This is a genomic window from Mesorhizobium sp. M7A.F.Ca.MR.176.00.0.0 (assembly GCF_004023165.1).
Taxonomy (GTDB): domain Bacteria; phylum Pseudomonadota; class Alphaproteobacteria; order Rhizobiales; family Rhizobiaceae; genus Mesorhizobium.
The window spans coordinates 1-10,647 of record NZ_RZTC01000162.1; the positions used below are offsets into that span (position 1 = coordinate 1).

General features: G+C 63.4%; 10 protein-coding genes. 4 read left to right on the plus strand and 6 right to left on the minus strand.

Annotated elements, in window-relative coordinates; all coding sequences use genetic code 11:
- Positions 1-109: 109 nt before the first annotated feature.
- The 6 genes from EOB59_RS31770 to EOB59_RS31795 all read right to left on the minus strand — a co-directional run bounded on the left by EOB59_RS31770 (position 110) and on the right by EOB59_RS31795 (position 7,722).
- Entirely contained in the window at positions 110-1,129 is a 1,020-nt protein-coding gene (locus EOB59_RS31770; RefSeq protein WP_128290094.1) for a zinc-binding alcohol dehydrogenase family protein, read from the minus strand.
- A gap of 66 nt (positions 1,130-1,195) precedes the next feature.
- On the minus strand, positions 1,196-2,161 hold the full coding sequence (locus EOB59_RS31775; protein ID WP_023812479.1) for an ABC transporter permease: 966 nt from the start codon (positions 2,159-2,161) through the stop codon (positions 1,196-1,198).
- Positions 2,158-3,711 (minus strand): sugar ABC transporter ATP-binding protein, encoded by a 1,554-nt coding sequence (locus EOB59_RS31780; RefSeq protein WP_128290095.1) that lies wholly within the window; start codon positions 3,709-3,711, stop codon positions 2,158-2,160. The genes EOB59_RS31775 and EOB59_RS31780 overlap by 4 nt, the downstream gene beginning before the upstream one ends.
- 155 nt (positions 3,712-3,866) lie before the next feature.
- Positions 3,867-4,859 carry an ABC transporter substrate-binding protein gene (locus tag EOB59_RS31785; RefSeq protein WP_127272465.1) on the minus strand — a complete coding sequence of 331 codons (993 nt, stop codon included), beginning with the start codon at positions 4,857-4,859 and terminating at the stop codon, positions 3,867-3,869.
- 298 nt (positions 4,860-5,157) lie between these two features.
- Positions 5,158-6,156, minus strand: a complete 999-nt coding sequence (locus EOB59_RS31790; RefSeq protein ID WP_127272466.1) for an aldo/keto reductase — start codon at positions 6,154-6,156, stop codon at positions 5,158-5,160.
- Between the two features lie 60 nt (positions 6,157-6,216).
- A complete protein-coding gene (locus tag EOB59_RS31795; protein ID WP_128290096.1) occupies positions 6,217-7,722 on the minus strand; it encodes an altronate dehydratase family protein in 1,506 nt (501 codons plus the stop codon).
- A 226-nt stretch (positions 7,723-7,948) separates the two neighbouring features.
- Here EOB59_RS31795 and EOB59_RS31800 point away from each other — a divergent pair, with 226 nt between their 5' ends.
- The 4 genes from EOB59_RS31800 (at position 7,949) to EOB59_RS31815 (ending at position 10,602) form a co-directional block, all read left to right on the plus strand.
- Positions 7,949-8,851, plus strand: coding sequence for a GntR family transcriptional regulator (locus tag EOB59_RS31800; RefSeq protein ID WP_127259754.1), 903 nt, complete (start codon positions 7,949-7,951; stop codon positions 8,849-8,851).
- 197 nt (positions 8,852-9,048) lie between these two features.
- Entirely contained in the window at positions 9,049-9,405 is a 357-nt protein-coding gene (locus tag EOB59_RS31805) for a hypothetical protein (protein ID WP_128290097.1), read from the plus strand.
- Between the two features lie 97 nt (positions 9,406-9,502).
- The gene (locus EOB59_RS31810) at positions 9,503-10,042 is read left to right on the plus strand and encodes a copper chaperone PCu(A)C (RefSeq protein ID WP_127270813.1); all 540 of its coding nucleotides are present in this window, start codon (positions 9,503-9,505) and stop codon (positions 10,040-10,042) included.
- Positions 10,043-10,083: 41 nt separating this feature from the next.
- Positions 10,084-10,602, plus strand: a complete 519-nt coding sequence (locus EOB59_RS31815; RefSeq protein WP_127272468.1) for a YcnI family protein — start codon at positions 10,084-10,086, stop codon at positions 10,600-10,602.
- Positions 10,603-10,647 lie beyond the last annotated feature (45 nt).

A 10,647-nucleotide genomic window follows, 5' to 3' on the forward strand; every position in this document is an offset into this window, starting at 1 on the left:
TTCCTCTACCCCGTCGATCGGGGGAGAGGTGGCTCGGCGAAGCCGAGACGGAGTGGGGGTCGACCTGCGCGGGCGTCGTCAATTCGGGCCGGGTTTGCCGCCTGCCATCTTATGACCCGACCTCGATCACAGCCTTGATCAGGCCGGATTTCTCGTGTGCCCAACGAGCCAGATCATGCGGCGTGCCGGCGAGTGTGGTGCGGTGTGTGACGAGCTTGGCCATGGGCACCGCACCATTGCGGATCGAAGCGGCGACGTGGTCGAAATCGGCGCGCAGCGCGTTGCGGCTGCCGATCAGCGTCATCTCGCGCTTGTGGAATTCCGGATCGGAAAAGCTGATGTCGTCCTTGACGACGGAGACCAGCACCAGTGTCCCGCCATGCGCCACATGGGCAAAGGCTGACTGCACGGACCGGGTGTTGCCGGTGGCATCGAAGACCACATCGAAGCCTTCGCCAGCGGTGGCTTCCTTGACCAGGTCGGGCACCGCGCCGCGCGAGCCGTCGAGGGTCTGGAAACCAAGCTCATTTGCGGCGAAGGCGAGCCTTTCACTGCTCATGTCGAGCAGCGTCACGTCGAGTTCGGCGATGCGGGCGAAGATGGCGGTGCCGAGCCCGATCGGGCCGGCGCCGATGACCAGCGTGCGGGCGCCGGGGTCGGCGCGGGCGCGCCGCACGGCATGCGCGCCGATGGCCAGGAACTCGACTGCGGCGGCGTCGGCCAGCGACAGGCCGTTGGCCGGATAGAGATTTTGCGCCGGCACCAGGATCCGTTCGCACATGGCGCCGTCGCGATGCACGCCCAGCACCTCGATCCTGACGCAGCAATTGGGCTTGCCGTGCCGGCAGGCGATGCACTTGCCGCAGGAAAGATAGGGGTTGATCACCACGGGCTCACCAACGGCAAGATCGACGCCGTCGCCGGTCTCGACGATCGTTCCCGACACCTCATGGCCCATGATGCGGGGATAGGCGAGGAACGGGTGCTTGCCCTCGAAAATGTGGTAGTCGGTGCCGCAGATGCCGACATGGCTGACCGCCACCAGCGCCCAGCCGGGAGGCGGTGCCTCTGGTGCGGGCCGGTCTTCAAGGACGAGATCGCCGGGCGAACGGCAGAGGACGGCTTTCATGCGCTAATCCAGTCATGAAATCGCCGGCCCGTTGGTGTGGCGGGCCGGCGGTTGATTGCGGGATCGTTACTTGCCGCGGCGGCGCAGGCCGTCGAAGTAGACGATGATGATGATCAGCGCGCCGGTGATGATGCGCTGCCAGAACGAATTGACGTTGAGCAGGTTGGCGCCGTTGTTGATGGTGGCCAGGATGAAGGCGCCGAGCAGCGGCCCATGCACCGAGCCGACGGCGCCGAACAGCGAGGTGCCGCCGATGACCGAAGACGCGATCGCCTGCAGTTCCCAGCCCTCGGCCTGCGTCGGGTTGCCGATGCCGATGCGGGCGGCCAGTAGCACGCCGACAAAGGCGGCGCACAGGCCCGACAGCGTGTAGGCCATGTAGATGGTGCGCTGGACATTGACGCCGGACAGGCGCGAAGCCTCGGCGTTGGAGCCGACCGAAAACAGGTATCGGCCCCAGCGGCTGTGGTGCAGGAAGATATAGGCCGGAATGCCGACCAGGATCACCATCCAGAACAGGTTGGGGATGCCGATGAAGGAATTGCGCGAGAAGGCGGTGAAGGTGTCGCTGTTGATGTTGATCGAATTGCCGTTGGTCATCAAAAGGCCGATGCCGCGCAGCGAGGTCAGCGTTGCCAGCGTGATGATGAAGGGCGGCAGGCCCATCTTGACGATGCCGAAGCCGTGGAACATGCCGATGGCGACGCCGACCAGCAGCGTCACCAGAATTGCGAGCCAGATGGGGAAGCCGGCATTGATCATCATGGCCACGACCACCGTGGCGAAACCGACTACGGCGCCCACCGAAAGATCGATGCCGCCGGTGATGATGACGAAGGTCTGGCCGACCGCCATGATGGCGATCATCGAGCCCTGGCGCAAGAGATTGGCCATGTTGTTGGCGGAGGCGAAGCTCGTCGTCGCCACGGAGAGAAGGATCCAGAGCAGAACCAGCAGCGCCAAAAGCGTCAGCCCAAACAGGACGTTGTAGTTGCGCTTCGGTTTTTCGACGGCGATCGCCTCGGTGCTCATATTTGTCCTCCCAGCTTTTCTTGTTTCTCGGCGAGCGCCTGAGTGAGAATATCCTCGTGGCTGGCGGCGTGAAAACCGTGCGTCGCCACCAGTTTGCCGCGCCGGAACACATGCAGCGTGTCGGCGAGTTCATAGACTTCCGGCAGATAGGACGAGATCAGGATGATGCCGGCTCCCTTTGACAAAAGTGCGCTGAACAGGCGGTAGATCTCGGCCTTGGTGCCGACATCGACGCCGACCGTCGGTTCGTCGAAGATGAACAGCTTGGCGCCGTGCGCCAGCCATTTGCCGATGACGATCTTCTGCTGGTTGCCGCCCGACAGGCTGGATGCCAGCGCGCCGCGCGTCGGTGTCTTGATGCGCAGATCGGCGATCTGGCGATCGGCTTGCGTCTTCTCCTGCGTGCTCGAAATCAGCAGATTGTTCGAGATACGCTTGTAGATCGGCAGGTTGAGGTTGAAGCCGACCGGCAGGTTGAGGCAGAGGCCCTGGTCGCGACGGCTTTCCGGCGCCAGCGCCATGCCGAGCTTGATCGCGTCATGCTCGGAATTGACCTGCACCTCCTTGCCTTCCCAGAGGATCTGGCCGCCGGATTTGCGGTGGCGGCCGTAAAGCGTGGTGACGAACTCGCTGCGTCCGGCGCCGATCAGGCCATAGAGTCCGACGATCTCGCCGGCGCGGACCGTCATCGAGACATTTTCGAAGCCCTTGCCGGACAGGTTCCTCGCCTCGATGAGGGCGGCGCCCGGCGTGAAATGCTCCTTGTGGTAGACCTGCTCGATCGAGCGGTTGATCATCATCTTGACCAGCTCGGCATCGTTGGTCTCGGCGATGTTGCGGGTGCCGACCAGCGTGCCGTCGCGCAGCACGGAAACACGGTCGGCGAGCTCGAACACTTCCTCCATGCGGTGGCTGATGTAGATGATCGTCACGCCTTCGCCCTTCAGCCGGCGGATCAGGGTGAAAAGCTGGTCGGCCTCCTTGCGGGTGAGGTAGGCGGTTGGCTCGTCGAAGATCAGGAATTTGGTGCCGCGCACGGTGGCGCGGGCGGCGGCTATCAACTGCTGCTGGCCGATGGTCAGGTCGCCAAGCGTGACATGCGCCGGCAGGTCGAAGCCGAGGTCGTCGATGATCGTCTGCGCCTGCCTGACCATGGCGCGCTGCTGCAGGATGCCGAAGCGTGAATTCTCCTCGCCGAGGAACATGTTGGCGGCGACCGTCAGGTGACGGCACAGCACGACTTCCTGGTGCACGGCATTGATGCCGAGCGCCATCGCCTCGTGCGGCGTCGCCAGGGCGGCCGGCTGGCCCTCCCAGGCGATCTCTCCGGAGGTGCGCGGCATGACGCCGGTCAGAAGCTTGATGAGCGTGGATTTGCCGGCGCCGTTCTCGCCGACGATGGCGTGGATCTCACCGGACTTGAAGGCGAGGTCGACCGGCTTCAGCGCGTGGGTGCCGGGATAGCGCTTCTCCAGCCCGCGCAATTCGAGGATGGTCCGCCCCGGTTCCAGCACAGGGGCCGGATGCAGTTCCTGCGCCGTCGATGTCATGACAATCCTCCCAGATTGGCCTCACGATTGGCACGCGGCGAGACAAGGATATGTCTCGAAAACAGCCTAGCCTACGCTTATGGATTGCCAAGCCGTTTGTGCGGCAGCTTGTCTCCGGGGCGAGGTGCCCCGGAGACCATTGCGGATGCGACGGCTCAGAGCTTCGGATTGAGCAGCGCGTCGATCTTGGGGTCTTTCATGTTGTCCTTGGTCACCAGATTGGCGCCGGTGTCGACATTGGCTTCGACCTTCTCGCCCTTGGAGGCGGCGAGTGCGGTCTTGATGCCGTCATAGCCCATCCGGTACGGATCCTGGACGACGAGGGCGGAAATGACGCCGTCGTTGAGGAACTTGATCAGCTTCTCGTCGCTGTCGAAACCGACCAGCGCCAGCTTGCCGCCAAGGCTGTTTTCCGCGACAGCCTGGCCGACGCCCTGCGCCATGATCAGGTTGGAAGCGAAGATGCCCTTGAGGTTCGGGTTGGCGGTGATCAGGTCGGTGGCGATGTTGAGGCCGGTGGTGGCCTGGCCGTCGGCATATTTATCGGCGACCAGCTTGAGGCCCGGATATTTGGCGGCCAGCTGTTCGGTGAAGCCCTGCTTGCGCTGTTCGAGCGAGCCGGCGCCCGGTGCGTTGGTGATCAGGGCGACGTCGCCCTCGATCTTGCCGCCGTTGGCGGCGCCGATGGCGGCTGCGAGGCCGTCGGCAGCGACGCGGCCGCCCTGGACGTTGTCGGTGGTCAGGAACGAGGTGAACGCCTTGGAGTCGGCGCCGGAGTCGATGCCGATGACCTTGACCTTGGCAGCGGCTTCATCGATCGGCTTTCCAAGCGCCTTGAACTCCGTCGGCGCAATGACGATCGCCGCCGGGTTGCTGGCAACGGCGTTCTCGAGGATCGAGACCTGGCCGTTGACATCGGTTTCAGCCTGGGCGCCGAGTTCCGGCACGTTGACGCCGAGATCCTTGCCGGCCTTGCGGGCGCCGGCCAGAACGATCTGCCAGTAGAAGGACGTGGTGTCCTTGACGATGATCGGAATGGTGACGTCCGCCGCCGAAACCGGCGCCGAATGCATGACGCCGGCGAGCATCGAAGCTGCTGCCAGCGCCATGACGGCGCGGCGGTTGAGAATGCTGGTCACGAATTTCATGAGGTTTCCTCCCTAAGTCGCCCGGTGAACGATACGGAGCTCCGTTCGGATAGGCGCGGCCCAAACAGAACTTTATCAATAAAAAACAATTGCCATGTTTTGATAATGCATCGAACAGATCGATGCAAGCGGTGTTTGATCAGTCCTTGCGAGGTCTGGCAGAAGCAAATCCACCGCGCTGCTCCCCATTGGCGCCGTCACACTTCCGTTCCGTTCCGGGAACGTATGGAATATTAATTCCATCATTTCGTCAATATGGAATGTCCATTCCTTCGTGTGACCGCAAGAATATGGAGTTTCACACCAGCTCCTGCACCAGCGTGTGGGGACGATATCTGGCGTATTCCGTCTCCGGCACGTCGATGTCGAGCAGTTGGAGGTTGCGCGTCAGGTTCGCCAGCTTGGCGGTGCCGGTCAGCACGGTGGCGACGGCAGGTTCATGCAAGGGGAATTGGAACGCTGCGGCGGCGAGCGGATAGCCACCCTCGGCGGCGATCCTTTCCATTGCGCCGACGCGGTCGAGCACGTCATGGCTGGCAGGGCGGTAGTCGAAATGTGCGCCTTGCACCGGCCCGGTCGCCAGGATACCGGAGTTGAACACGCCGCCAATGACCAAGGAGGTCTGCCGCGCCCGGCATAGGGGCAGCAACTCCGCTTCGGCGCTGCGGTCGAGCAAGGAATAGCGGCTGGCGAGCAGGATGCAGTCGAGCGGCGCCTCGCGCATCACGTCCAGACAGATCTGCACTTCGTTGACGCCAAGCCCATAGGCGGAAATGACGCCGGACCGTTTCAGCTCTTCAAGTGCCTTGAGGCCGCCGTCCATCAGGTCGCGAAAGTGCAGCTTGGTCTTCTCGACACCATGGGTGTAGGCGCCGATGTCGTGGACAAACAGGATGTCTATCCTGTTTAGGCCAAGCCGCGCATAGCTGAACTCGACCGACCGCATGATGCCGTCATAGGAATAGTCGTAGTCGAGCGCGAAGGGCAGCGGATCGACATAGGAGTGATCGGGAACCTGATCGTCCGGCACCGGGCGGAACAGCCGGCCGACCTTGGTCGACAGCACATAGGAATCGCGCGGCTTGTAGCGCAGGAAGTCGCCGAAGCGGCGCTCCGACAGGCCGAAACCGTAGAAGGGTGCGGTGTCGAAATAGCGCAGGCCGGCATCCCAGGCGCCCTGCAGCGTCTCCATCGCCGCTTCGCGCGAACAGGCGCGGTAAAGGCCGCCAAGTGCGGCGCCGCCGAAGCTGACCTCGGTGACTTCCAGCGCTGTCTGGCCGATGCGGCGTCTTTCCATGCACAACCTCCCCGTTGCCCGCCGCTGACCGGCGCGCAGTCTACTTTATATCAGTAAAATCTAAAGTGTTGCGCCCAGATGCCAGGGCACGAACTCGTTGTCGCCGTAGCCGAAGTCCTCGCTCTTGGTCTTGCGGCCGGAAGCCGTCTCGACGATCAGTTCGAAGATCTCGCGACCCATGCCGGCGATGGTCTTTTCACCCGAGGCGATGACGCCGCAATTGACGTCCATGTCCTCTTCCATCTGGTGGTACATGGTGGAGTTGGTGGCGACCTTGATCGACGGCGTCGGGCGGCAGCCGAAGCATGAGCCGCGGCCGGTGGTGAAGACGATTACGTTGGCGCCGCCCGCCACCTGGCCGGTCGCCGAAACCGGGTCGTAGCCGGGCGTGTCCATGAACACGAGGCCGCTGCCAGTGACTTTTTCGGCGTAGCCGAAGACGCCGTTGAGGGGCGTCTGGCCGCCCTTGGCGACCGCGCCGAGCGACTTCTCCAGGATGGTGGTGAGACCGCCGCGCTTGTTGCCGGGCGAGGGGTTGTTGTCGATCGAGGCGCCATGCTTGGCGACGTGGTCCTCCCACCATTTCACGAAACCGTCGAGCTTCTGCGCGATCTCCGGCGTTGCCGCGCGGTAGGCAAGCAGATGCTCGGCGCCGTAGATCTCCGTGGTCTCGGAGAGGATGCCGATGCCGCCGACGCCAGCCAGGATATCGACAGCCGCGCCCAGCGCCGGATTGGCCGTGATGCCCGACATGCCGTCCGAGCCGCCGCATTGCAGGCCGACGACGATCTCGCTGACCGGGATCGGCTCACGCTTCAACTGGCCGACTTCCTCGGCGATCTCGGCCAGCACGCCCATCGCTTTTTCGACCGATTTGCGCGATCCGCCGGCGTCCTGGATGTTGAAATGGCGTTTGCCCGCAGCGACGCCCTTCTGGCCGTATAGGGTGAGCTGGTTGACTTCGCAGCCGAGGCCGACCATCAGCACGCCGCCGAAATTCGGGTGGCGGGCGTAGCCGGCGAGTGTACGGTGCAGCACCATCATGCCGTCGCCGGTGCCGCTCATGCCGCAGCCCTGGCCGTGCACGATCGGCACGAAACCGTCGATGCCGGGATAGTTCGGCAAAAGCGTGCGGTTGGCGGTGTCGGCGATGGAATGGCAGACGGTGGCCGAGCAATTGACGCTGGCGACGATGCCGATGAAGTTGCGCGTGCCGGCGCGGCCATCGGCGCGGCGATAGCCCATGAAGGTGCGGGCGCGATCGGCCTCCGTCGCGTGCTCGGCCTCGCTCGGCGGCACGACCGGCAAGCGGCCTGATTCGAAAACCAGATTGTGCGAATGAACGTGCTCGCCCGCTGCAATATCCTGTGTCGCTCGACCGATCGCTTGGGCGTATTTCACCACGGCCTCGCCGGCGGCGATCGGCTTGATCGCCACCTTGTGGCCGGGCTCGATCAGCGCACTGGCGACGGCACCGCCCGGCAGCGCGGTGCCAATCTCGATGCGGCCGTTGGCGACGGCGACATTGTCGGCAGGGGACAGGAGAATGCAGTTGGAGGCGTTCACGGGCGGTTTCCTGGGTGATCCTGGGTTGCGCGGACGGATTGACACGCGTCTGTTTAGAGATAATGTCTTTTATCGTGAAAAAACAGTTTTGCGTCAATTGTTTTTTCGTGGGGAGTTCCGCATGTCTGGGTTGTTCCGGGAAGCAATTTCGCTTCTCAGGGCCATGGGAACGTCATATTGCGCTTCAAACCGGCCGCCGCAAGCGACGGCGTGCAACGGGTCAGGGATGTCGAAGAGCAACAACGTCTACAAGGATGCCTACAACCGCTGCCTGCGGCTGCTCGACGAAACGCGCAGCCTGCCTTCTGAGCCGGAACTGGGTACCTTGCTTGGCGTCAGCCGTACCACGGTGCGCACCATTCTCGCGCGCATGGAAGAGACTGGGCTGATCGCCTGGAACAAGCGCGCCAAGACGGTGCTGCGCGAACCGCGTCCGGATGATTTCTTCCCCGAGGAGGAGACCGACACGCTGGCCGAGATCATCGAACGGTCGTTCATGCGTCGGCTGCTCGCCGGCGGCGCCGAAGCCGGCATGCAGATCAACGAACTCGAACTGGCGCGTGAGATCGGCGTCGGCACCACCAGCGTGCGCGAGTTCCTGATCCGCTTCTCCCGCTTCGGCCTGATCGAGAAGCGCCGCAACAGCCATTGGGTGCTGAAGGGCTTTACCCGCGCCTTCGCGCTGGAGCTGACCGAAATCCGCGAAATGTTCGAATTGCGCTCGGCGGCTGCCTTTGCCGCTTTACCGCAGGACAGCGCGGTCTGGACCGATCTCGACCGCCTGGAAGACGAGCATCGCCAGTTGGCAAACGACATCGCTGCCCGCTTCACCGAGTTCTCCGAACTCGACGAGCGCTTCCACCGGCTCATCCACCGGGCGTCGCGCAACCGCTTCATCGTCGATTTCTACGATGTCATCGCCATGATCTTCCACTATCATTACCAGTGGAACAAGGCGCAGGAACGCGAGCGCAACGAAGTCGCCATCGGTGAGCATCTGGTCTACATAGAGGCGCTGAAATCGCGCGACCTCGGCAAGGTCGACGCCGCTTGCCGCAAGCACCTGAAGTCGGCACGCCAGACATTGCTGACCTCGATCCCGGAGAGCCGGTCGCTGCAAAAACACTGAGCCGCATCGCGGCTCGGAGTCTTGTTTCATGCATGTCGTCGTCCCAAAACCGCTATACACTTTTGGGCGACATGCATTGACCCTGCCGCGTTGGCGCCGCGGCGATTTGGCGATTTTCCACCCGCCGGCCCCGTGCTAGGAATGTCGCATTGCTGCGAAGAGGCAGGGCTTTGAGCGTATCGAGGAGACGGTGGAGCATGCCGGTCGCGCTGGTCGCGGCCTATCTGCTGTTGCTCCAGTCGACGCTCGGAGCATTCGCCTTCGGCACCGGTTCCAATGCATCGCAGCTCGATGCGTTCGGCAACGTCATCTGCACCCATGAGGGCGCAGCCCAGCTTCCCGGCGGCAACCAGCAGCCGTCCCATCTTCCGGCATGCTGCGTGCTCGGCTGCAGCATGGTTTCGGCGGCCTTTGCGCCGCCGCCCGGTGCTGGCCTGGCGCTGGGCAGCCTTTCCTTCAAAACGGTCGCCTTTGTTTTTCCGGCGGCCATCCATCTCGACTTTGCGCGTGAGCGCTCGCCGTGGAACCCGCGCGCGCCGCCGCTGACGGCCTGAGCCTGTTTGCCCGGCGGAACTTTTCGTGGGCGTACCCATCCAAAGATCAAACTGCTCGCGACCGGCAACGGCGCGACCATCACTTCATGGAGCAACCATGTCCTATTTTTTCCCTGACGCCGCGCGTCCTGCGCCAGGCGGCATTCTACGCGGCATCGAAGAGCGTGTCGGCATTGCCGTGCTGGCTCTTGCGCTGCTGTTCACAGGCGCCCAGTCCGTCCTCGCGCATGAGTTCAAACTTGGCGATCTCGAGATCGGCCACCCCTGGTCGCGCGCCACACCTGCCGGTGCCAAAGTGGCCGGGGGTTATTTCACCGTCACCAACAATGGCAGTGCACCGGACCGGCTGGTGTCGATTTCGTCCGATGTTTCTGAAAAGGCCGAGCTGCATGAGATGGGCGTCAAGGACGGCGTCATGACCATGCGGCCGGTTGCCGGCGGCCTGGAAATTCCGGCCGGCGGCAAGGTCGCGCTTGCGCCTGGCGGCTATCATCTGATGTTCATCGGCCTGAAGCGGCAACCCAAACAGGGCGAAAAGTTCTCCGCCGTCCTGACCTTCGAAAAGGCCGGCGCCGTCAGCGTCGATTTCGCTGTCGAAGGCATGGGCGGTGGCGCCATGGACGATCACGCCAATTGATCCGGCCGGTTCGACAAATTTTGAAAATCCGAGGGACCATCATGAACAAATATCTTTTGTCGGCCGGCGCACTTCTCGCGCTCGGAACCAGCGCCGCCTTCGCGCATATCACGTTCGAAACCCAGGAGGCGGCGGTCGGCTCGACCTACAAGGCCGTTCTGCGCGTGCCGCATGGCTGCGAAGGCAAGGCGACGACCGCCGTGCGCGTGCAGATTCCGGAAGGGGTGATCGCGGTGAAGCCGATGCCGAAGCCAGGCTGGACGCTGCAGACCAAGAAGGGCAAGTACGAGAAATCCTACCAGCTCTACGGTCAGGCGGTTGCCGACGGGGTCAAGGAAGTCGACTGGAGCGCTGGCAGCCTGCCGGACGAATTCTACGACGAGTTTGTCTTCCGCGCGACGTTGACGGCGGATCTGCCGGCGGGCCAAAAACTCTACTTCCCGGTGGTGCAGGAATGCGACGGCGCCGCCGATCGCTGGATCGAGATCCCGGCGGCAGGGCAGGATGAAGACGCGCTGGAAAGCCCGGCACCCGGCATCAAGCTGCTGCCGAAGAAATGATCTCCCAGGCGGCGCGCCTTTTCGAGCGCGCCGCTCCTTTTCGTG

Coding starts and splice junctions, on each gene's coding strand:
- EOB59_RS31800 (WP_127259754.1), top strand. CDS start 7,949: ATGTCGAAGAGCAACAACGTCTACAAGGATGCCTACAACCGCTGCCTG.
- EOB59_RS31785 (WP_127272465.1), bottom strand. CDS start 4,859: ATGAAATTCGTGACCAGCATTCTCAACCGCCGCGCCGTCATGGCGCTG.
- EOB59_RS31775 (WP_023812479.1), bottom strand. CDS start 2,161: ATGAGCACCGAGGCGATCGCCGTCGAAAAACCGAAGCGCAACTACAAC.
- EOB59_RS31815 (WP_127272468.1), top strand. CDS start 10,084: ATGAACAAATATCTTTTGTCGGCCGGCGCACTTCTCGCGCTCGGAACC.
- EOB59_RS31810 (WP_127270813.1), top strand. CDS start 9,503: ATGTCCTATTTTTTCCCTGACGCCGCGCGTCCTGCGCCAGGCGGCATT.
- EOB59_RS31790 (WP_127272466.1), bottom strand. CDS start 6,156: ATGGAAAGACGCCGCATCGGCCAGACAGCGCTGGAAGTCACCGAGGTC.
- EOB59_RS31780 (WP_128290095.1), bottom strand. CDS start 3,711: ATGACATCGACGGCGCAGGAACTGCATCCGGCCCCTGTGCTGGAACCG.
- EOB59_RS31770 (WP_128290094.1), bottom strand. CDS start 1,129: ATGAAAGCCGTCCTCTGCCGTTCGCCCGGCGATCTCGTCCTTGAAGAC.
- EOB59_RS31805 (WP_128290097.1), top strand. CDS start 9,049: ATGCCGGTCGCGCTGGTCGCGGCCTATCTGCTGTTGCTCCAGTCGACG.